Origin of the sequence: Legionella maceachernii, from assembly GCF_900167045.1 — a bacterium.
GTDB lineage: Bacteria > Pseudomonadota > Gammaproteobacteria > Legionellales > Legionellaceae > Tatlockia > Tatlockia maceachernii.
Genome location: NZ_FUXJ01000026.1, coordinates 1 through 23,225, shown reverse-complemented (window position 1 = coordinate 23,225; position 23,225 = coordinate 1). Strand labels below are relative to the sequence as shown.

The window sequence follows — 23,225 nt, the reverse complement described above, 5'->3', positions numbered from 1 at the left end:
GATGTCAGGAAAACAAGAACAACGGCTCATCGAAGTAGTTCCTTATGATTCGAATTGGCCTATACAATTTGAACAAGAAGCAGAGGGAATTAAAAAAGCATTAGGTGGTAATTGTATTGAAATTCATCATATCGGTTCCACATCAGTACCTGGCTTAGCTGCAAAACCAATCATCGATATGATTCCAGTTGTTTTAGATATTAGCAAAGTAGACAGTGCCAATGCTGCTATGCAGGTACTTGGCTATGAAGCAAAAGGAGAATACGGTATTCCTTTTCGCCGCTATTTCCAAAAGGGATATAATCTAAGAACACATCATGCTCATATTTTTGAACGTGGAAACTCCGAAATCGAGCGGCATTTAAAATTTAGGGATTGGATGAGAGCACATCCAGAAGATAGAGAGGCTTATGCTTGTTTAAAACAAGAGTTAGCCCATCAACATCCCTATGATATTACTGCATATTGCTTGGGCAAAGAAGATTTTATTGCAACAATTGATAAAAAAGCAGGGTTTAATGGATTAAGAGTGGTGAAGGCATTAACGCCGCGAGAATGGGATAAAGTCCGTCATTTCAGACAATTCTATTTTTTTGATAAAGCAGGGCTGTCTGACCCTTACACTTGGACTTTTGAGCATGATGCTCATGTTCATTTTGTTTTATCTCAAGGAGGCGACATCATTGGTTATGCCCATCTGCAATTATGGCCTCACAAGAGAGCAGCTTTGCGTATCATTGTGATTGATGAGGAAAAAAGAAACCATCAATACGGTAGCCAATTCTTGGCATTATGTGAAAAGTGGCTCAAAAACCAAGGGTATCAAAGCTTGCACGTGGAGTCTTCACCGGATGCGCTAAGATTTTATAGAAATAATGGTTATATCGACATGCCATTTGACGATCCGGATGGCTATGAAGGTGATGCGAGAGATACTGCGGTAGGGAAAATACTATGATTCAAATCGAAAAAATAACGGGTGAACTGGCCAAATCATTGTGCCGAACAATTACAAAGGATCTACCTGAATACTTTGGTTTACCAGAAGCTAATGAGCACTACGAAATAGGTGTGAAGACACGTACGAATTTTGCGGCGAAAGATGGAGATGACACTATCGGCCTCGTTTCTATTGATTTTCCTTATCCTAATAATGCCAATATTTACTGGATGGCTGTAAAACGTGATTATCATCGTCAAGGTGTAGGAAAGCAATTAATCGAAGCGGCTTGTCAACTCGCTAAAACGCAAGGAGCTAAAACCATAACTGTTGAAACACTAAGCCCCTCTGAATCAGAAGAGAATTACCTTAAAACCTACCGATTCTATCAGTCAGTTGGTTTTAACGCCCTTTTTGATTTAAAACCTGCAGGGTATGAGTGGAATATGGTGTATATGGTGAAACAACTTGAAGCTTTAGCAGAAAACCAACAGTCAATTGCCATTAAGCTACTGGAATTATCTGATATCCCCGTTTTGGTCGATGCGTTTCAAAAAGCAACTTGGCAAAAACCTTACGTCTTATTTAAAGGGTACCATCAAGAACAACAACAATCTGAGCGAGTAGTTTGGGTAGCCTATGTTCAAGACCAAATTGCGGGCTATGTTACTCTAAAATGGGCCTCACACTATGAACCCTTTGCTCATAAAGGAGTCCCAGAAATTATGGACTTAAATGTATTGCCTGCTTTTCGCAAGCTTGGGATAGGCAGCGCTTTACTAACAGCTGCTGAAGACAAGGCAGCCAGTCAGTGTGATGTTGTAGGTATTGGTGTTGGGTTATATGGTGGTCCTGATGGAGGATATGGACAAGCTCAACGACTTTATGTTAACCGAGGTTATATTCCTGATGGTTTAGGGGTAACTTATGGTTATAAACCAACCATTCCTGGGGAAACATATCCCTTGGATGATGATTTAATTCTGTGGTTTACCAAAAAATTAACCAAAAATTTGCATGCAGAAAGTGATGTCGTATCTAAAAAAACACCTGATAGCCACGATGTGTATGTACCAAATACAAACTATAAATTGGAGTTCAATGCAAAAGATTCATTTAAAATTGTAGATCAAAAGTTGTTTGAGTTTAATAAATCGTGTGTTCCTTCCACACAAAAACCTGAAGTAATTGATATAAACGTTACGATCAAAAATGGTGATGAAGTTATAGCAGGCATTTGTTCAGATGTTTATATATGGAAAATCATGTACATCAGTGTCTTTTTTGTTGAGGAAAAATATCGCAGCCAAGGTTTGGGTACCATTTTACTCAATAAAGTTGAGGAGAAAGCAAAAGAATTAGGAGTTACTTTAATTCACCTCGATACCTTTGATTTTCAAGCAAAAGATTTTTATCTCAAACATGGTTATGAAGAGTTTGGAGTTCTGGATGACTGCCCTAAAGGTCATAAGCGTTATTATATGAAGAAGGTACTATGAGTTTTATAAAAAAAGGAATATACCGTCATTATAAAGGTAATTTGTATGAAGTAATTGATATCGCCAGGCATTCGGAAAGCTTGGAAGATATGGTGGTGTACAGAGCGCTTTACGGTGATTTTAAACTATGGGTTCGACCTCTTAAGATGTTTCTTGAAGACATTGAGATAAATGGAGAGATCCAAAAAAGATTTGAATTAAATGAATAGATTAGAACAAGCAAATCGTTTTATCTTCACTGGCACCCCAGGCAGTGGAAAAACTTCTGTTATTTTGGCATTAAAAAGATTAGGGTATGTAGTGATTCCTGAATCTGCAACGGATGTCATTGCAGAAGAGCAGGCAAAGGGAACTATGTGCCCATGGGAGCAGGCTGATTTTGTAGATAAGATCGTCTTAACACAAAAATTAAGGCAATTGAATGCTAAAGGTGAGTTACAATTTTTTGATCGATCACCATTTTGTGCTTATGCATTGGGACGTTATTCCGCTCATTGGCATCATCGTGATTTTACACCCTCACCTATCTTATTAGCTGAAGTTGACCGTTGCCTAAAAGCGGGTATCTATCAACACAAAGTATTCTTTTTTGAGAACTTGGGGTTTATTGAACCAACTTCCGCTCGCAAAATCAGTTATGAAGATGCTCTTATTTTTGAGCAAATTCACCTAGATGTATACAAAGAGTTTGGTTTTGAAATTGTGCTTGTGCCTAAGAATACGATTGAAGAGCGTTGCCGATTTGTCCTTGAAACGTTAGGTATAAAAAAATAAACATCCATTTTATGAAAAAACTGCTTGACCCTATTGTTACTATATATCTTACCTTTGTTCCTAAGGAGGTAATACTATGACTCAATGGTTCGTAAAAGACTTAAGCAAATTGACCGGTGTTTCGGTGCAAACATTGCATCATTATGACCGCATTGGTTTACTTAAACCTTCATTGCGCCAGTCCAATGGGTATCGTATTTACTCCGAGAAGGATTTATTGAAATTACAACAGATTATTGCTTTAAAGTTTTTTGGTTTTGAGTTGTCACAAATCAAAACCTTGCTCTCTGAAGAACGTCATGCGCTAAACCATTTTGAGGCCCAAGCTCAAGTGTTAGAACAAAAAGCAGCGGCATGTACTTCCGGAGCTAAAACCTTAAGAAGCATTATTAACTCTGTTGATATCAATCAATCCATTCCATGGGAAACCATTATTCAGCTGATTGAGGTATATAAAATGGCAGAACATCTTGAACATGATTGGGTTAAGGAAATATTCACTCCTGATGAATTAAAACAATATGTAGCGTTTGAAAAGGAAATGAAAACAAATAATAAGGCTGAGTTTGAAAAACAATGGCATCAACTCTTAGATGAACTGAAACAAAACATGAAACACGATCCTGATTCCACTATAGGTATCCAAACAGGAAAAAACTACATGGAATGGGTTAACAGCGTATACGGTAAAAAATATGCTCATCTAAGAACCAAAAAATGGGAAAAAGGATTTGGAGAAGGAAAAGGTCTTGACGACATTGGATTAACATCAGAGATCATGGCATGGTTAGAAAAAGCTTTAGATGCTTATTGGAAGGATAGACTTTATGGCATTCTTGAACAAGTAGGAAAAACTTCAGCTTCCACTGTACTAATGCTTTGGAATAAGGCCTTAGATGATATGTATGGTGAAGAAATTTCACGAAAATATGCTGTTTGTGACATTGCTTTGAATGATGACAAGGTCAGTCTAGAGGCAAAGACTTGGCTTAAAAGTATCTTAGATGCCTACAAAATGTAAACAATAGATGTAAATTTGGATCGGTGCTATTTTTACCGATCCAATCTTAATTAAATATCAACTTAATCCATCTAGGGGGATTCTGTTCGGTAAAAAGCCGCCAACCTGAGCATCCGCCAATGTTAAAAAATTCGTAAAAAAATGCTGATTGAGAATAAATTTTACGGCATCAGGTATAATTAAATCACTAGTTTGTATTTTGAGCAATTTTATGTCTTATGCAAAAATGGCAGAATTACTTTTGCTGGACGTCATGTCTAAAGCACAGATTCCAGGAGTTTCTATTGCCTTCATAAGCAGTGATGGAATCATATCTACTCAAGAACAAGGCCTTACAGAGGGTTGCGGTCTTTTTGCAATACCAGTTGATCCACTCAAGTGTCCCTTTAATAAGCTGGGATTAGGAACTAAAGATGCTGTAGTTTTATTTGACGACAAACTTTATTATGTAAATCAAACGACACAAAGCGTTCATCAAATACAGTTAAATGAAAGTAATCAATCCTCCTATCAAAAGTTACGAAAAAGTTGTACTGATACCTATAAATTGGCCGATCCCCAAGAGTCTGAATTAATAACTACTCTAACAGGTCTTACACCACCTACGAGAGTGAAACCAGAAACCGTTTTTGGAGCAGCCTCGCTAAGCAAACCCGTATTTGCTTATTTAGTGCAAAAGTTGATTCAGTCAAATGCGACGAATCAAGCAGAGAAAGGGACAGGTAAATTTAATTTAGATAAATTCAACCTGAGTCAATTTGATTTAGATACCCCTCTTTTTCATATCTTGCCGTTAGAAGAATTTGAGATAGATGGAATGAAATTTGATATGTCTGACACATCTGCTGTTGTCTGTGCCCAAGCACTTACTGCAAGGATGGTGTTATCACATACAACAGGCCTTGCTCATGGTGAAATGAAGTTTCAGTTCATTCCTAATCCTAAAGAAAAAGATTCTAAAGAAAAAATGCATGGATATTCAAATGTTGGTATTGTGTACTTACAACAAGTGATTGAAAAATTGACTGAAGCAAATCTAGAAACATTGGCCAAAAACCATGTGTTTGATCATTGTGACATGAATCATAGCACTTATGAGCCACCAAAGGCCTATCACTTGCTTTTGCATGCTGAAAAAGAACCCTTGTTTGATGAAATGAAGCCTGGTCAGATTGTCATACTAAAAGAAGATGAGCAACTAACAGCCTATTGGTTAGAGAATGGAAAAATAGTCAATCGCTCTTTTCCGGAAAGAGTAGTTCCAGGAATTCTTAGACAGTTACCTGATAAAGGTAAACTTTCAAACAATTTGGAGTTGATAGAAGCTGTAATCTCGCAATATGGATGTAAAGAACCCAAACCATGTGCCGCCAATACACTACGAACTACAGCAACAGATTATGCAAAGTTTGTCAAACATCTAAGCCATGACAACTCCATTGAAAATCCTTTTGTTCCGCATGCCTTCATGACGCACGATAGAGGTTTAGCTGGAGCGATCGGAATTGCTAGAGACAAGATACCCGAGCTCATTTTAAGTCATGTCGCATGGGGCTTAGGTTGGGGGCTACAAACCAATGAACAGGAAGAGGTTGTTACGGCTTACCACTCAGGCGACATGAATGATTGTAGAGCGTGGGTTGCAGTCAATTTAAAAGATAAGAGTGCCGTGGTATTCTTTGCTAATTCACATAATGGACATATTCTTGCGGAACACATTATCCCTTCGACAATTCAAATAGAACTGGCTTCACACTATTTTTTCCCCAAATGGGGTTTTGCTAGAACTCTTGATGAGCTATGTGGTAAAACGAATAATTGGGGCATAAATCCATTTCCAAGACCCAATCCATCTAAAGAGCTAACAAGCTCCTTAGGTGAGTTGCAAAAAAGAACTAATATCCCAAGTATTGCTACAGCAATTATTTCTGACCGCGGAGTTGTTACTACGCAAGAGGTGGGTGTGACTAATGTCAACAAACCAGAAGAAGTTACTAGTTCAACTGTTTTTGAAGCCGCTTCATTGAGTAAGCCTGTATTTGCTTATATTGTATTGAAACTAGCGCAAAAAGGTCTCATTGATTTAGATAAACCACTTCATGAGTACGGTGATTTTGGTCCTCCGGAGATGCGAGCTGATAAAAATTATAAAAAATTAACCGCCCGTATGATTCTATCCCATCAAGCAGGTTTACCTAACGAATTTTCATCCCCAGAATCTCTAAAGTATGTTTCTGAAGCAGGAAAACAATTTGATTATTCAGGTGTGGCTTATCAATTTTCAGGTGAAATTGTGGAACACATTACTTCAAAATCACTGGAAGCTTTAGCCCAAGAAGAATTCGCTAAGATAGGTATGACTGACAGTAGTTTCATGCCACCAACGGGTTGCAGTCTTATTAAACTGCCAGATGAAGAGGAAGAGCCAACGCCTGAACACATTAAAAAATTATTAAAAGATACTTTAGAAGTACATGGTCAATTAAGTATTATCCTTCATAAGGATAAATTATTTGTTGCTGAAAGAGCAGTAGACGGCAGTGTACAAATTACTGAAAAAAACTCCAGCCAAGTTGAAGAAAAAAGTCTAAAAGAAATCAAAGCCCGCTTTGCTCAAATACCACCATTTTTTTGGTCAAAACCCATACCGGTTGAAGCAAGGGAATTACCCCTTGTGACTACTATTGTTGGTCATCCCCCAGCACATGCTGCAACAATAGCAATAGGTCATGATAAAGATGGTTCAGTAAATCTTAAGCAAAAATTTTATATGGTTCACCCGGCAGGCTCTTTGTATACAACAACTTCTGATTATGCAAAATTTTTAAAAGCCTGTGTTAACGATCCCTATATTAGGTGGGAAATGTTCAAACCTGTTGTTTCATCGTTAAGAGATAAAGATACTAAAGCAATGAGCCAGGGAGTTCCTACTGATATTTTAGATCAAATCTCTTGGGGTCTAGGCATTGGGATTCAGAAAAATACCGATGGAACCCGTATCGCTTTTCATTGGGGTGACAATGGAACTGGACGCAATTTAGCAGCGATTAATCTTACTACAGATGAAGCGGTTGTTTGTCTCACTAATAGCGAGAATGGGGCCGCTGTTTTTCGAGAAATTGCAGAGCCTATCGTTGGTGATTTAAGTGCTATTGGGCAATGGTTATCAATACGAGAAGAATTACCTCTTGATAAGCGTGTAAAAGAAAAGCCAACTCAAGAAATGAACCAACATTTACAGGAGCAGACAACAGTCGCTACTATAGGACAGCAAGAAGGAGAGCAAAAGCCTTCTGACTTAGGACTGTTCTAAGTATTAATTGAGTTGATCCGAAGGGTTTTTATCTGGTAAAAAGCCGCCAACCTGAGCATCCCACAAGGTTTTGTACAAACCAGCGCGATCTAGTAGTTCAGCATGTGTCCCGTCTTCGATAATATGTCCTTTATCAAATACTAAAATTCGGTCCATATGCAACAAAGTAGATAGGCGATGAGCAACGACCAAGGTTGTTTTTCCCTGCATCAACTCCCAAAGACTGTCTTGAATGTTGGATTCTGTAATGGAATCCAGCTGAGACGTGGCCTCATCTAGGATTAAAATAGGCGCATTTTTTAAAATGGCACGAGCAATGGCAATACGCTGGCGCTGACCGCCTGAAAGCTTAACCCCACGCTCTCCAACCAAAGCATCATAACCATGAGGTAACTTGCTAATGAATTCATGAGCATGAGCTTTCTGAGAGGCTAAAATGATTTCCTCATCCGAAGCTCCTGTCCTGCCATAACGAATGTTATCCATCAGGCTTCGATGAAAAAGCATTGGGTCTTGGGGAATCATAGCAATCGCTTGACGTAAGCTATCTTGGGTAATAGATTGAATGTCTTGGTCATCGATTAGAATTTGACCATCAACCACATCATAAAGTCGTAAGATTAGATTCACAAAGGTCGATTTACCTCCACCAGAATAACCCACCAAACCCACTCTCTGCCCTGCTTCAATGACAACCGATTTATTCTGAAAAAGTGAATATCCCCCATGATAATTGAACTTAACCTTATCAAAGACAATTTGGCCCTGATTAACGACAAGGTTTTTTGCGTTTTTCTTGTCTAGTTTCTGGGGCATTTCCTCAAGCATTGCTAATGCTTGAGTGACGGCACTCCAATCAACAACAAAGTCTCTTAATTTATGTGATAGTTCAAAGACTGTATTAATAATATTGAAGTTAAGCATTACAACCAGCGCAAAATCTCCTGGGCTTAAGCTGTCTTTTTGGTAACCGAGAATCAAAAATACAATAAATCCAAAGGCATAAACTGAAGTAAAAAGACCTAAAATGGCATAAAGCCAGGTATGATAAAAGCCGCCACGTTCAGCAATAGCAATAAAAGGCTTCTTTAAACGTTCAAAACGACCGAGCTCATATTGCTTGGTCGTAAAAGTTTTAACGCTTAGCATATTACTTAGATAATCTGCGCAAAGACCAATAATATTTGCTTTTTCTTCAGAATATTCATTATTCAAAATGATGCTTTGTCGCAATGAAAAAAAGGTGATTAAAAAAAATAAAAGCACCCAGAGAGTTAATATCACCGCAAAAACTGGGGCAACAAAAAAGAGCAACACAAGAGAAATAGAAATGAGTATCAGAAAATAGCAAAACGGATTAATGAGAGTAAAAATAAGATGGGGCAAATGCTGAAATACATCATTTAGCTTGGAAGTTAAGCTTCCTGACAATTGATTCTGGAAAAAACTATAAGGATAATCATAGAGACGTTTCATAAAATGTTCAGCGACATCCAGCCTAAATTTGGCAACGTAACGGGTCAAACAATAATCACTAAGAGTCCAGCTGCTGACCAGCATTATTTGCAAAAATCCATAGAATCCAGCAATAAGCCATAGATTTGTGCTTTGTCTTCCAGAAACCGTATCAATAAGTTGTTTGACCAAAAAAGGCTTTAATGTGTTATCAATAGTAATAAGACACATAGCAGCAAAAATGCCGAACAAATACCAACGGTACGGGATTGCTCTTTGAATAATAAATTTTAATACACTCATAGTATCTTCTTATCTATAGTCCCAATATACTCATCTTGTTATTAGAATAGTTATAAAAATTGAAAATGAGGTGGGTTTGAATTTCTGCGACTCTTACATTTTATCGTCATTTTTTATTTGCTCAATGCCTGATAAGGTTTATTTGAGCTTGTTTCTTGCCCTTAACATGAATCGCTTTTAGTGTTGCTTCTGAGTTTGGCTACATCAATTGAAACAGCATTAAAATTAGCAAAAATGGTCAAAGTATATCTCCATAAATAAGATAACATGGTTTGTGTAAATAGTTTGATGGTCTTAAATTGAGGAAAGCATGAATTACAAGCAACAATTAGATAAAGTAATTGAGTTTATCGGCAAACATCTTGATGAAAAGCTTGATTTGACTCAATTGAGTCAAATTGCCTGCTTTTCAAAATATCATTTTCATCGATTATTTACTGCTTATACGGGTTTATCACTACAACATTATATTCGGTGGCTTCGCTTAAAACGAGCAGCTCATCAATTAATCGTAGATAGGAATAAAACCATTATTGAAATTGCAATAAGTGCGGGATTTGAATCTCATGAAGCATTTACTCGTGTATTTAAACAAAGCTGTGGACTGAGTCCTAGTGAGTTTAGGCTGCATTCAAATTGGAGTTTTTGGGAGCATCCACCGTATTTATTGCCAAACCAGGGTAATATTATGAATGTATTGATTAAAGAAATACCTGCTAGACGTTTAGCGGTTATTGAACATCGAGGTACGCCTGAAAAATTAGGTGAAAGTGTTAACCAGCTAATTGATTGGGCAAAATCTCAATCAATTAACTTAAAACCAAAAGCAGGAGAAGCGTTTGGTTTTGCTTACGACGATCCTAAGACAACAGAGCCGTCCGATTTTCGTTTTGACTTAGCGATTACTGTACCAGAACAAATAAAACTTGAGGGTAATATCGTTGAAAGACGTTTACCTGCAGGACGTTATGCTGTAGCAACGCATAAAGGAACACGAGATACTATTAGTGATACCGTTTATAGTTTATATCGTGATTGGTTGCCAAGCTCCGATGAACAGCTGGGTGATTTGCCCTGTATTTTTTGCTATTACAACTTTGATCATGAAGTTGCTGAGACAGAACTGCTTACAGAATGTTGGCTGTTATTAGCATAATGCTGGTTTATACGGCAACTACTAAAAATTAATTAGTAGTTGCCCCAATAATTTAGTACTTCTTGTATTTGATCTTCTATTTTCTTAGCTACAGAGCTTTTCAGTCCTCTCATTTTGCATGATATTGAAGCTAGGGTAAAATAAAACTCTATTACAAAATACAATCCTTAAAATAATGACTATCGAACAAAATGAATTAGAGATTAAAAATAATCCACATCAAAGCATCAAATGGGGACAACCTATTCCACTTTCTCCAATCTTAGCTCCTGATTGTCCTTACCCAGTTGAGGCACTTCCCTCAATTGTTAGAAAAGCCGTAGTAGACTATCAACAATATGGACAGCAGCCCCTGCCTTTGATTGCATGCAGCGCCTTGGCTAATATGTCTTTATCATGCCAATCACTTGCTAATGTAGCACGAGACAACTATTTAATTAGTCCAGTATCACTTTATTTTTTAATTGCCAGCGGCTCTGGCACCCGAAAAACAGCTGCAGATAATGTTTTTTCGAAAGCAGCGCGTCATTGGGAAACACTTATTCGTAAAAGGCGTGAACCTGAAGTGTTATCAGCGCTAACGCAACACCAAGTATGGCAAATGGAAAAAGACAGTTTATTCTCCCAAATCAAACGTGCAACCTATACGGGAGAAGACTCGGATTATGCCAAAGAAATGCTTGATGAGTTAATTCATCAAGAACCGGAAATTCCTTTGCAACCCACTCTTTATTTTGAAGATGCTACCCAAGAAGCACTGGCTATTCATTTAGCCCAAGGTTGGCCTTCCGCTTCCCTTTGGTCTGATGAGGCAGGTATCATCTTAGGTAGCCATAGCATGCAAGGCAATCCGACTCGTTTTGTAGCTTTGCTTAATCGTTTGTGGGACGGTAAGACATTCACGGCGCATCGTAAAACAACGCAAGGATTTACCATTGAAAATCGGCGTTTAACACTTAACTTGATGATGCAACCGCTTATCTTACAACAACTTACCAAGCAAGCATCGGGTATTAGTCGACAAAGCGGTTTTTTAGCTCGTTGCCTTATGGCTTATCCTGCCAACAGTATGGGAAATCGATTTTACCAAGAGCCGCCTGCTTCTTTACATTCTCTAACCCATTATGAGCAACGTGTCACTGCCTGCTTAAACCAGTCAGAACAATTAAGCCATCAAGGTTGTATTCAACTTCCATTGTTGAAAATGAGCATGGCCGCAAAACACCAATGGATTTTATTTTTTAATGCTGTAGAAGCTGGGTTAAAGCCTCAAGGCCAGTGGGTCGATGTCGTTGATTTTGCGTCAAAAGCCGCTGAAAATACAGCGCGGCTTGCAGCTCTATTTCATCTATTTGAAGGACGCCTTGGGGATATTAGTGTAGAGCATACCGAAAATGCCATTGAAATAATTAGTTGGCATTTGCAAGAAGCACGACGAATTATGCCTACTGAGACCGTTTCTTTGCAGTTTTCCGATGCCCTCAAACTAATGGACTGGTTTATTGAAAAAAATATTAGCTCAACAACCTTACGAACTATTCAACAATTAAGCCCACTGCGAGATAAAATAAAACGCGACTTAGCTGTTGAATTATTAGTGGAGCACAATCAAATACGCATTGTAAAATCAGGTTCAAAAACCATGGTGGAAGTGAACCCTCGTGCATTCAAAGTATAAGTTCAACCTGATACATTAACTCTAGTACACCAATTAACAGGAGAAATTTGTGCCCTTTAATATGCTAAAAGAATGGTTGAACAAGGAAAAAGAACGAGGGATTGAGGATCCTTCTTGTGCTGTTTTAAGCACTTGCAACAGTTCTGGTGAACCTCATAGTCGAGTGGTGGCCATTCGCGAAATTGAAACAGAGAGTCTTTTATTTTTTACACAACAAAAAACACGCAAGGTTGCTGAATTATTAAATAACCCTAAATCCTGTTTAAATTTTTTATTTGCGATGCAAAGCCGACAAGTTATTTTAGAAGGTACAGCAATACCCATTTCCCAAGAAGAAAATGAGGCTTTTTGGAAAACTCTTCCTCGTGAGCGCCAATTGAGATTTTCTGCTTATGCTCCTACTTCCGGCCTTGTTATTAAAGATCTAAATCAATTGGAAACTAGGAAAAAAGAATTGAGTGAGCAATTTTCAAGCCTTCCTATCCCTATGAGTAAGTATTATTTCGGCTTTCGCTTTATCCCCAAAACATGGATTTTCTACACAGTCGGCTCTATTTCTTTTTCTGAAGTAATTCGTTATACGAAGATAGAGGGCTCTTGGAAAACAGAATTAATTTCCCCATAGGTGATATCATGTATATGCTTTGTTTTTGTGTTCCAGAAACACATTTAGAAATTGTTAAAAATGCTATTTTTGCTACAGGAGCAGGAAGCGTTGATCATTACCAGCATTGTGCCTGGCAAACATTAGGTGAGGGGCAATTTATGCCATTACCTGGCAGCCATGCTTTTATAGGAAAAATCAATCAGCTTGAAAGAGTACCTGAATATAAAGTAGAAATTGTCTGTACTGATGAGCAAATTAAAGCTGCTGTTGCAGCTTTAAAGAACGCTCATCCCTATGAATCACCCTCTTATCAGGTTTTTCATTTTGAAATGATATAAATGGATCTTTACAGTTTAGTCTAGTTCTTACTGTATTAATTTAATGTATAACTGTCATAAATCGCATGAGATTTATGTTTGTTGTATGCCCAATAACGATCACCGTAAGACCAGTGCCAATATTCGGTGGGATAATTGACAAAACCAACATGGTTTAATGCATCACTCATAATCTGTCGGTACTTTTTAGCTTCTTTTGAAATCACATTAGAATTTGTTAATGACAGGGAGCCATTTAAGTCTTTCATCCAATCTTTAGGATGAATACCCATATCAACCACTTCTCCTTTTTCATTGAGTAAATAGACATCAATAGCTCCACCGGTTGCATGAGGCGGAATGTTTTTTGAGCCATCAAAATTCACTACAGGAGAAACCAACTTGGTGGTCTCATTAAATAATTGTTGCCGAGATCTTCCAGGATGCTCCATCTTAACTTTTGCAAATCGTGCATCAAATAATGTTTTTTGTAATTGTAGACTTCGATACCCCTCATACAAGCAGAAATGTAATCCTTGTGGTAACGAAGCTTGTGCTTGTTTTAATTTTTCATAAACTGTTTTTCGCAATTTTGTATAATCAGTATTATTCGAAATTTCAGGCGAAGGACCATAAGCAATATCGCTTTGTTTTTTTAAATCAACCATGGGTTCATGATTATCTGTAATTGGTACGGCGAGTACTTTTGGATCAGCAATTAACAAAATAGTTTGTTGTTCAGCATAGCTCGACATTATAACCCCACATAACAAGCTCATCATTATGTACTTTATTGATTTTATGGTATTAAATTTCATTTTTTTGAATTCACTCTGTTAAATAATTAATCAGCGAGAGTTGGGTTCATATCTATGACCTATCGTTAAAACTCAGTATCGGGATCTGAGTAATAGCCTTATCCACGTTATCTAATGTTGTATTTATGACAAAATAATTCTCTAGGGTTCACTTTTTAAATGTCACCAACTTTCGATACAATTTTTTATTTATCAAGTAATTAGTAACTTAAGGTCACAAATTGTGACCTTAAAATATTTAGCTTTTTATGATTGAATTTATTCGCTCCATCAACCCAAAGCTACTATGCCCAAGCTTAGAAAAAGCAAACCACTTCTTAGCTAAATCTTTTAAGGATGCGCCGATATGATATATATCATACTGATCAATGATTAAAAACCGATCATGAGATAAGTCAAACTGGAATAGTTCTATCTTCTTATACTGTGCATTGTGCTTTTCAATATCTAATTTCAAATTCTTGTTGATCGTTTTAGTCAGTATATAAATCTTCACTTGAGGTTCAGCTTTAGACAAATGTTCTAAAACAGTCTCATCGACATAATTATCAAGCAATATTATTGATTCTTTTGCTGATCTAATTAATTTTGACACAAATAAATATGCATCAAAGATTTGACCATCGTAGAAAATACCTTGATTTGGAACAACTGGTTTCTCTTCTAATGCAGAGAATATTGCCTCAAATTTTTCTTGGGTTTTAGCCTCATGCAAAATTTGTTTCTGTTCAATATGCTGAATTTTTGTAACTAAATCAGCATGTGCTGTAAAGAACTTCCTCATCTCTACAAACGAATCCATAATTTGAATGCTTACCTCAATAGCAGTTTTACTTCTTAATACTGCTGAGAGCATAGCAACCCCTTGTTCTGTAAAAACATAAGGCATATATTTGCGATGTTGCCCTCGAGATAGATTTTCTAAGGTCACAATTTGTGACCTTAAAGCCTTATATTCATCTACTGTTAATTGAAATCTAAAAGAATCTGGGAATCTTTCTTCATTTCTCTTTACTGCTTGATTAAAAACTTTTGTTTCAATTCCATATATTTCTGCAAGCTCACTATCAAGCATCACCTGAAGGTTGCGTATATGATAAATCTTTTCTCTTATTGTGGTTTTTGTTATTTGCATCGTGATTAAAAAGAGCAATTAGAATCTATCTGTATAATACCAAATTAAGGAACCTAAGGACATTGATCACATAAGTGGAGTTTATTTCTGAAATACCCGCAACTCACTGATGAAAATCACTGCTTGGTTCAAACCCTGATTACAACCAAAAGTTACTTTATGGGATACAATGCTACAACTGCTACACTTTCTTAACGACGGATTTTCATTTACTTGATAATAGTGATTCCAAAAGGATCTAGGCGCCATCTCTATATCAAAACACCCAACATAAATGTAGCAATAAATACGCTACATAAATGCTACTAACTGCTACACATTGCAAGTTTAAATAAAATTTTCGCACAATTTCGTTTTTCTACTATTTTCCTTTTTTGTATAGATTTATTATAAATAAGGAACTCTTTATAAAAGATAGGGCATTTCAAAAATTATCAAATCGACACAACCCTTTCTGTGGCTGATGACATCCTCTTTTGTCTATTTCAGGATGTGTTTTTTTGGCGCTCGTGGTGTAGCATAATGTAGCAAGATAGTAGCACATACTTTGCTACAAATAATTGATCTAATTTGCAATAGCAAAACCCAAATTACTCTATGATTTAATGCACAATTTTATTTAGAATACTCCAATGATTTAATGGTCGTGTAGCAATGTAGCAGAACGCCTGCAAATGACTAAATGCACCTTATTGAAATAACACTAATGGCAGAAATTTTAGTCTCTGGCCTTGCTATCTATGCTAACTTTATTAAGGTGCAAGGATTTTTTGGATTTATTGATAACTTTTGATCGGTAATTCTACTTAATATAAAATCGGCACAGGGTTTTACAAGTACATTAATATCATCCCAATACTCTTCTTCCAAACCAATGCATATGTGTTTAGCTCTGTTCATAACAGGCTGGTACATTTTAGGTAGATGCTCAATCACCCAATTGGCTGCATCAGGTTTCGATCGAATCTCATTAGTTTCTAATGTACTCCAAATCCGTGCATAGGTTAGTAATACATTTCGAGTGTCCTGTTCAAGCTCAGCTGAAAGTCTCTCAAGATCATGAAGCATCGCTTTTATAAAGTCGCTATATGGGACAGGGGCTAATAGATGTTCAGGTCTTTCACCCAGCAATGTATGACTCTTCAATAAGACTTGAGTGATAATCAGCGCAAGATCGGGCATTTCACGACCAGGCCATGGTTCAAAACTGCCCATTTCAAATGATGGACGAAGCCATTCACCGTATTGAAAATCAAACAGAGGAGGATAATGCCAAGGATTGATAGCCTCCCTTTCCACAAGGGTCATTTCTATAGGTGGCTTCGTACTTTTCATGTAAATGCCTGATATTTGGAGAAGATGGTTAGTCAACTCCATCTTTTCTTTTGAAGTTGTGGTACGATTTGTTACAACAAATAAATCAATGTCACTGTATTTTTGCAAACCACCTACAAGATAAGAACCATAAAGATAAACGCCCAAAAGATCTGCGCCTAAAATCTTTGTTAGTACCTCAAGACATTCATTGAGTTGTTGCTTTACATCACTGTTGTTTTCCATCTTTAACACTCAGCCATTTTTTAAAATCCTTTAACAATGCTTCTGCTTGAGCAATACAAGTTATTACTGCACTCTCAGGAATAATATCGCCAGAATAATCTGCAATATTGCGTTGTTTACGCATAGCATCCAATATAATCACTGTTTTTTTATCAATACCTAAAGTCTGAGGCAATAACTGAATCATCGTTTGATGATGTCCTGGTTTAGAAGTCAAGGTTCGATATCCATGAGATTGAAGTGCTGCATTTGCTATTTGCATAATTGCTTTATAGGCAGCATCAAAGCGATTCTCCGCGCTAACCAAGTCAATTTTTGAATCCACAATATTACGTTCAGCAGCATTCAAAAGCCGATTTATGGTATCTGGGTGAGGTGGTATTTTTTCCAGGCTGATGCCAATTAAATTATCCAAGGTCATGTTCAGCTCCCATAATAAATAGCTTGGGATTATTTAAAACCTCATGAATGAAAAGATCTTGTTTTTGTAAAGATGCCTTCCATTGTTCCCTGGAATATATTTTGGGATTAATTTCTCTCCCTAAACTCGCTTGAGCAGCATAAAGAGCCTCAACTGCTTCTGTAAAATCAACCTCACCAATAATAAGCACATCAATATCACTTCCAAGGTTTTCAGTTCCTTTGGCCACCGAACCAAAAACAAAAGCTACTTCAATTTTTTCAGCTAATGGAGTTAAAAAATCAAACAACACATCCACCAAACCAGACGTTTTCTTTAAAATGCTTGCAAGCTCCGTATAAATAGGAAAATTTCGATTTGCTTGGTAATAAACTTGATTACCACTCTGCTCGCGCAGAAGTACTTTGGATTTAGCAAGTTTCGATAGTTCTCGATGAAGTGTACCCGCTGTGGTATTCGTTAACCGCGCAATCTCTCGGACATGATAACGCTCATCAGGATGAAGCAATAAAAGTGCCAGCACACGCCGCCGATATTCAGAAAACAATATTGAAGTATCAAACATGATTTTTATTTTGAAGCCAACTAAGCTTCAATCATAGCCTAAAAAGCTACACCATTCAATCAGATAAATAAGAAAACCAGAAAAATAAATATCAGTTATAAATCGACGCCCCACTGAAGAGCATCAACACTACAACCAATGACCTCAACGCTCTTGTGTCAAGACTTAAGGGCTCCGTCTTGGAGAAAGCATAAAATGGTATTTCCCAATTACGTAATCGTATTATTGGATACGAAATGGGATCTTGAATAGTTCTTTACAATAATCAATAAACCCCTGCTCTTTATTACCACGGCTTCATATTAAAAGGAGATGGGTTAAAAATTTCTTGTTCCCCATCTTCAGATTTATTATGTATCTCATTAGCTTCTTGTGTGGAGGATTGATCTTTATTAGACGGCCTGGGTTCCTTCGAAAGTGGATTTGGAGCAAAGCTTTGCTCTTTTGTTACCTCATCTCTTTCTTGTGCTTTCGGACTGGGTACGGGTACTAAATTATTTGCTAGATGTTGGATAAATGCATCGTATAAAGCTAATGTGGGCATGGTAATGCGAAGAGAATGTATGTTTCCCTTCTCATCTTGAAGGATTTGTATGCAATCATCAGAAAGATGATTGTCTTCTTTAAATTCACTGAATTCGTTTATAATCGCTTCCATGAATTTTTTTAATTCATGTCGTTGCTTTGGAGTTAATTCATTAGGATCACATTGTAATTCAAGCTTAAGAGTCATTGATTCACGATCACTATCAACCAACAATTTCCCATCAGCAATTAATTTTTCAATTATTTCTGGGTCAAAACCAGACTCTAAATCAAGTTCTTCTGAACCAAACACTCCTACCAATTCATCTTCAGACCCAACTACTTTGCCTGATTTAGTTAGGAATTTATCTTCACCAGGACTCGCTTTTTCCTCAGATGTCTTCTTATCAGAGGTGGCACTATCACCTCCGCTACCACCTGCGCCATGTCCGGAACAAAGGCGCTTAGGTGCGATTTCTTTAAAACAAGTCGGACAGCGTGCTTTTGCACCTTCCGCAGCAGCCTCTTTTTTTTCTGCTTCCTTTCTAAATTGTTGTAAAGCTAATGCTATAGAAGAGGTTTTGGGTTCATCTGCCGTTATGGATTCAAGGACAGGCTGATGCTTTTCTTTGTCTTTTTTCATGAGAATACTCCAGTGCAAGTTCATAATGGTTTCATCCGAATAAAGATTTACTTATCTGTTATTATACCGAGTTAAAAAAACCCAATTGTATATAAATTGTACATTTATTGGGTTACTCGTTTTTTTGACTTAAAACATCGAGTACATAGTCCCAAATTTTACCTGCTACATTAATTCCTTTCCCATCAGACGGATTGAGATGTAATTCAATGTAAGGGAAGCTATTATTTTCAATAATTCCAAATTGTTGCTTATGCCATGGAAGAGAAATGTCCTGACAAATAAAATCAAGACCCGTAAGCGGTATATTGAGGATTTTATGTGCTTTTTCCAATAATAGTTTGTTCTCAGGATGTATCAGATCGGTAACATCACTGATTTTTGCACCACTACTCATAGTAACTTTTTTTGCAATAAAGATTTGTTGTCCCTTGTTTATTACCGTATTAAGAGCAACTCCCTGGGCTGACAAAATTTTCATCAAGTTGCTATTTGGAGTAATTTTATATGGATATTTACCATGACCTTCTTTCCACGTAACTTTATTTTTTTTATCAATTAACTCTTGAAGTGTAGTTACACCATCGCCAACAATGCTCTCAGGTTGTCGCCTCACACAAGCGATTAATGAATCATTAATAATTAATGACCGATAAACATCCCCAGGTATGTGTTTTTCAACCAGCACGCGAAAATCAACTTGCTTTACTATGTTTATCGCTTCTTTTAATTCATTTGGAGTTTGAATAGTACATGAAGTGTGAATACTTAGAGATTCAGATAATGGCTTAACCACAAGAGGAAATCCCAATGAAATGCCATAGTTGTAGGCTTTTTTGCTGGAAATAAAAACCCTCCCTAAGGGGCAGGGAATTTGGCTATCTAATAATTTTTTCTTGAGGATCCATTTATTATCATATTTAGTATCCTCATCAAAGCGTGTATTTTTTTGAGAAATAAGAGAGATTGGAGTCTGTATGAAATAATATTTTTTCCTATTGTAGACCAACTTAAAATACAAAGTATGCAAGTTAGATTCCTTAAAATTATACAGCTCTAGCCCTCTTTTTTGTGCTTCATCCCAAAATGCAAGGACACTGTTATTGAATTGTTTCCTATCAATGGTCTGAGTCTTGGTATATAGGTTTAGTTTTTGAAAAATATTAATGACCAACTGATTTAATAGGTTATTGAATCGTAAAAAATCATGCTCTGATAGGAGAAAGAGTTTAGATAAAAGATAGATAAATGGATTGAATATAAAATAATGGAATAAATTAAAAAATTTTCTTCGAAAATGAGAACGTTTTTCGGGATAGCAATGCTCACAATGTTTATTGTCCATATATGCTGTGGGAACAGGTTTTAATGATTTGCAAATGTCACGTGAAGATTTGATTTCTTTATGTTCATCAAAATTTTTAACATAAGCGCTCATAATTTATCTCCACAGATTCGCCCATTAGCTATCATTATATCGAGTTAAAACAGATCAATTGTATATAAAATGTACGGATGCACCGTGTGTTTGCTTACCTACTGATATCTATGTAACACTGAACTTAAAAATCAATTCAGACTAAATTTGTTTAGAGAGTTTTCTTATTTAAAGAGGCTTAGACAGAACGAATGAAAGATAAATCAATATTGCTTGTAGAAGATAACGTTAAGTTAGCAAATTACCTCAAAGAAAGCTTACAAGAAGCAGGTTATGATGTTTCTATTGAAAAACGTGGTGATAGAGCGGTCTATCGCATCATTCGTGAGCAACCTTGCCTAGTAATATTAGATATAATGCTTCCTGGCATGAATGGTGATCAAATATGCCATACCATTAGAGATGAGTATTTGGGGAAAATACTCATGCTAACAGCAATTAATGATATTGAAAGTGAAGTATCCTCTTTAAATTTAGGAGCAGATGATTACTTAACTAAACCTGTTGCAGACGAGGTTTTGAAAGCAAGAATAGAGGCATTGTTACGTCGACCTAATTTAGTGAATAATCAAAATCAATTTCAATTTGGCAATTTTTCTATCAATTTTAGTACTAAGAGTGTTCATCTCTTTGATGAAGAAATTTCAATAAGTACCAGTGACTTTGAAATGCTTGCTTTGTTGGTTAAGAACCATGATAGGTTGCTGAGTCGAGATAGCATTATGTATGCTCTTTCTGGGCATGAATATGATGGGGTTGATAGAGGTATCGATTTAAAAATATCACGTTTAAGAAAAGCATTGAATGATAATAATAAAAAGCCCTATCGTATAAAAACAATTCATAAAAAAGGATATGTATTTGTATCAGCGGCTTGGGAATAAATACAGATCACAGCCACCGATCTTATGTAAGACTTATGAAAAATAGTAAAAAATTCTTTTGCCTCGACCTTGAGATTTTTCGTCCAGTTATGAAAGCTTCACCAAATATATCGCAAATCTATAATCATTTACCCTCGACAAAAGTATCATTTTAGAACGTTTGTACAATATATATACATTTGAGCCGAGTGTTTTTGATAAAATCAACCTATTATTTTAAGTAATAGTCGAGATGAGCCATGAAAGACGCTGCAATAGAAATCTTAATATATAAACCAGATCCAGATCATCCACTGCCTGAAAATCAGAGAGGTGTGGTGATAAATCCTCACTTAAAACAACGGTTCAAGCAATTTGTTCCAATTGGCGTCTATTTAGAAGGCTCTGATTTGAAGTATTATTTTTTCGATCAGTGTGATAGATCCCCAAAAATCTATAGTAGTTTGGATGAACTCAAACGAGACTTACCGGAAGAACTAGACAATATATTTGAGAAGAACCCAAAATTATTTATTATGGGCCATGCTGGTGGTGGCGAATATGGTATGGGTAATTGCCATGGCCCAAGTGAGCAGTTATATGATGATAATTTTGATAATTTATTACATGGTTTTAAACGAGCATTGCCCGCACATCATGGTGAAGTTTTTGTGACTTTAGAAGGTTGTAATACAGACAATCAACTTAATGCTGCAGCAAACTCACAGGAAAAAACATTTTTAGAAAGAGTATCAGTGAAACATCCAGAAATCACGTTTGGTGGAACTGGACCATGGAATGCGCAAGATGTACAGACCGGCTTCCGATCCCTTTCGCCGGCATCCCCTATCACATCGATGGCAGGAAATATTTGGAAGGCTGGAAACAGTGTTATTTTTCATCATGGTGAATATCAAGTTGCCGTTCGAAAATCTTTATTTGCCTCAACACAAACAGCTAAAGAATTAAAAGTTAACACCATAGAATATGCCCGTGCAATTCTAGGTAAAGACGGAGCCGATGAACTGATAGCAAAAATCGCTTTAAATCGAGATATTCTAAACATTCAAGATTTAAAGAAAATTGAGGGTTTTCCAGAATTGCGATTTGAAGGAGAAGATGTTGCAAAGTTTGTTGAACAGGAAAATCAAATATTAGGTAAAGAACAAGAAAATTATTTAACACGTGTCCGTGATATCTTAGGTCGGGCGGACCCTATAGAACAACTGACAGATAGAGATGTACTAGAACTTCTCTTAGGTTTAAAAGAATCTTCTGTATTTAAAGGTCATGAAGACTTGCTAGAGTCAATTCTAGCTAATAAAGCTTTGTTAAACCTGGCAATGGTAAGTTGTGGAAAAGTCCTTATTGGTGGCCCAAGTAATGATAGCGTCATTGCTTTATTATTAAAACATGGCGCTGATATTAATAGTGCTGATAAAAAAGGCATGACGGCTTTGCACTATGCGGTACAGAATTTTTATAATTATAGAAAAGAGCCGTTACATCTCATTAAAAAGTTATTAGCGTGTGGTGCTAGTCTTGAAGTGCGAAATGAAAAAGGACAGACTCCTATCGAGACAGCGCAAGAACATAGCAAAGATGGAAGAGTAACTGCTAGTGATAAGCTTCTCGCATCTTTGAAATCTAGCAATTCGCCACCAACTCCCATAGAACTAAAACAATCTGTTAGACAAATATTTCAGATGAGTCAACACAAGGCTGATGAACTACTTTCATTACCTATTGCGAAACGTGAATATAGCAAATGCAGTGAAGGCACTCTTTATATTCCTGAAGATGTAGTGGAAAAATTGCATGGAATCTTGCAATCTGCAACGGGGAGTAATGAACTATTATCGGCGTTTGAATCAGAGCTTAGTGTGGTTATCAGCGCTCTTGAAAAAGGCATTGGAACTGGAGAAGCGATTGATGGTGAGGAAGATGAATTTATCCCCAAACGTTTTGAAAATGCAAAACTCCAGTTAACAGCGGTTATCGACGCACTGGTTGGGATGAAACAAGAGATGGATACTTCAAAAGATGCTACAGTTGAGGACCAACTTCCAAAACTAAAATCTTAATCGTTAAGAACATATTGGAAGTACTATGGTGAATCGAGCACCTTTTAATATCGGTGATTGTGTAGCCATGACCTTTCCTCCGTGGAGATTAACAACTTTTTTAACAATAG

At 36.7% G+C, this 23,225-nt stretch carries 20 protein-coding genes; 12 read left to right on the top strand and 8 right to left on the bottom strand.

Going from position 1 to position 23,225, the window contains the following annotated elements; translation table 11 throughout:
* The first annotated feature begins 1 nt into the window (after position 1).
* From B5D33_RS15515 to B5D33_RS15490, 6 genes are all read left to right on the top strand, one after another.
* Entirely contained in the window at positions 2–958 is a 957-nt protein-coding gene (locus B5D33_RS15515) for a bifunctional GrpB family protein/GNAT family N-acetyltransferase (protein ID WP_058453069.1), read from the top strand.
* On the top strand, positions 955–2,439 hold the full coding sequence (locus tag B5D33_RS15510) for a GNAT family N-acetyltransferase (RefSeq protein ID WP_058452985.1): 1,485 nt from the start codon (positions 955–957) through the stop codon (positions 2,437–2,439). Before B5D33_RS15515 ends, B5D33_RS15510 begins: the two co-directional genes overlap by 4 nt.
* A complete protein-coding gene (locus tag B5D33_RS15505) occupies positions 2,436–2,648 on the top strand; it encodes a DUF1653 domain-containing protein (RefSeq protein WP_058452984.1) in 213 nt (70 codons plus the stop codon). Before B5D33_RS15510 ends, B5D33_RS15505 begins: the two co-directional genes overlap by 4 nt.
* Entirely contained in the window at positions 2,641–3,213 is a 573-nt protein-coding gene (locus B5D33_RS15500; RefSeq protein WP_058452983.1) for an AAA family ATPase, read from the top strand. The genes B5D33_RS15505 and B5D33_RS15500 overlap by 8 nt, the downstream gene beginning before the upstream one ends.
* Positions 3,214–3,289: 76 nt before the next feature.
* A complete protein-coding gene (locus B5D33_RS15495) occupies positions 3,290–4,234 on the top strand; it encodes a MerR family transcriptional regulator (protein WP_058452982.1) in 945 nt (314 codons plus the stop codon).
* A gap of 211 nt (positions 4,235–4,445) precedes the next feature.
* Positions 4,446–7,547, top strand: a complete 3,102-nt coding sequence (locus tag B5D33_RS15490) for a serine hydrolase domain-containing protein (RefSeq protein ID WP_058452981.1) — start codon at positions 4,446–4,448, stop codon at positions 7,545–7,547.
* A gap of 3 nt (positions 7,548–7,550) precedes the next feature.
* On the opposite strand, the gene B5D33_RS15485 is transcribed toward B5D33_RS15490, so the two are convergent.
* Complete coding sequence (locus tag B5D33_RS15485; RefSeq protein ID WP_058452980.1) at positions 7,551–9,305, bottom strand: ABC transporter ATP-binding protein; 1,755 nt, start codon at positions 9,303–9,305, stop codon at positions 7,551–7,553.
* A 310-nt stretch (positions 9,306–9,615) separates the two neighbouring features.
* Here B5D33_RS15485 and B5D33_RS15480 point away from each other — a divergent pair, with 310 nt between their 5' ends.
* From B5D33_RS15480 to B5D33_RS15465, 4 genes are all read left to right on the top strand, one after another.
* Positions 9,616–10,461 (top strand): AraC family transcriptional regulator, encoded by an 846-nt coding sequence (locus tag B5D33_RS15480; protein ID WP_058452979.1) that lies wholly within the window; start codon positions 9,616–9,618, stop codon positions 10,459–10,461.
* A gap of 175 nt (positions 10,462–10,636) precedes the next feature.
* Complete coding sequence (locus B5D33_RS15475; RefSeq protein ID WP_058452978.1) at positions 10,637–12,139, top strand: YfjI family protein; 1,503 nt, start codon at positions 10,637–10,639, stop codon at positions 12,137–12,139.
* A gap of 49 nt (positions 12,140–12,188) precedes the next feature.
* Positions 12,189–12,764: a pyridoxine/pyridoxamine 5'-phosphate oxidase gene (locus B5D33_RS15470; protein WP_058452977.1), complete on the top strand. Its 576-nt coding sequence runs from the start codon at positions 12,189–12,191 to the stop codon at positions 12,762–12,764.
* An 8-nt stretch (positions 12,765–12,772) separates the two neighbouring features.
* Positions 12,773–13,084, top strand: coding sequence for a YqfO family protein (locus B5D33_RS15465; protein ID WP_058452976.1), 312 nt, complete (start codon positions 12,773–12,775; stop codon positions 13,082–13,084).
* Between the two features lie 35 nt (positions 13,085–13,119).
* On the opposite strand, the gene B5D33_RS15460 is transcribed toward B5D33_RS15465, so the two are convergent.
* The 7 genes from B5D33_RS15460 to B5D33_RS15430 all read right to left on the bottom strand — a co-directional run bounded on the left by B5D33_RS15460 (position 13,120) and on the right by B5D33_RS15430 (position 20,168).
* Entirely contained in the window at positions 13,120–13,818 is a 699-nt protein-coding gene (locus B5D33_RS15460; RefSeq protein ID WP_058452975.1) for a M15 family metallopeptidase, read from the bottom strand.
* A 301-nt stretch (positions 13,819–14,119) separates the two neighbouring features.
* On the bottom strand, positions 14,120–15,016 hold the full coding sequence (locus B5D33_RS15455) for an ORF6N domain-containing protein (RefSeq protein WP_058452974.1): 897 nt from the start codon (positions 15,014–15,016) through the stop codon (positions 14,120–14,122).
* Between the two features lie 738 nt (positions 15,017–15,754).
* Positions 15,755–16,576: an aminoglycoside adenylyltransferase family protein gene (locus B5D33_RS15450; RefSeq protein ID WP_058452973.1), complete on the bottom strand. Its 822-nt coding sequence runs from the start codon at positions 16,574–16,576 to the stop codon at positions 15,755–15,757.
* Positions 16,560–16,997 carry a hypothetical protein gene (locus B5D33_RS15445; protein ID WP_058452972.1) on the bottom strand — a complete coding sequence of 146 codons (438 nt, stop codon included), beginning with the start codon at positions 16,995–16,997 and terminating at the stop codon, positions 16,560–16,562. The genes B5D33_RS15450 and B5D33_RS15445 overlap by 17 nt, the downstream gene beginning before the upstream one ends.
* Positions 16,984–17,562 (bottom strand): nucleotidyltransferase domain-containing protein, encoded by a 579-nt coding sequence (locus B5D33_RS15440; RefSeq protein WP_058452971.1) that lies wholly within the window; start codon positions 17,560–17,562, stop codon positions 16,984–16,986. The genes B5D33_RS15445 and B5D33_RS15440 overlap by 14 nt, the downstream gene beginning before the upstream one ends.
* A gap of 286 nt (positions 17,563–17,848) precedes the next feature.
* A complete protein-coding gene (locus tag B5D33_RS15435) occupies positions 17,849–18,730 on the bottom strand; it encodes a hypothetical protein (RefSeq protein WP_058452970.1) in 882 nt (293 codons plus the stop codon).
* A gap of 112 nt (positions 18,731–18,842) precedes the next feature.
* A complete protein-coding gene (locus B5D33_RS15430) occupies positions 18,843–20,168 on the bottom strand; it encodes a hypothetical protein (RefSeq protein ID WP_058452969.1) in 1,326 nt (441 codons plus the stop codon).
* A gap of 191 nt (positions 20,169–20,359) precedes the next feature.
* On the opposite strand from B5D33_RS15430, the gene B5D33_RS15425 reads away from it, so the two are divergent.
* Together B5D33_RS15425 and B5D33_RS15420 are read left to right on the top strand one after the other, a co-directional pair.
* Positions 20,360–21,052: a response regulator gene (locus tag B5D33_RS15425; RefSeq protein ID WP_011212550.1), complete on the top strand. Its 693-nt coding sequence runs from the start codon at positions 20,360–20,362 to the stop codon at positions 21,050–21,052.
* 239 nt (positions 21,053–21,291) lie between these two features.
* Positions 21,292–23,115: an ankyrin repeat domain-containing protein gene (locus tag B5D33_RS15420; protein WP_058452291.1), complete on the top strand. Its 1,824-nt coding sequence runs from the start codon at positions 21,292–21,294 to the stop codon at positions 23,113–23,115.
* The last annotated feature ends 110 nt before the right edge of the window (positions 23,116–23,225 follow it).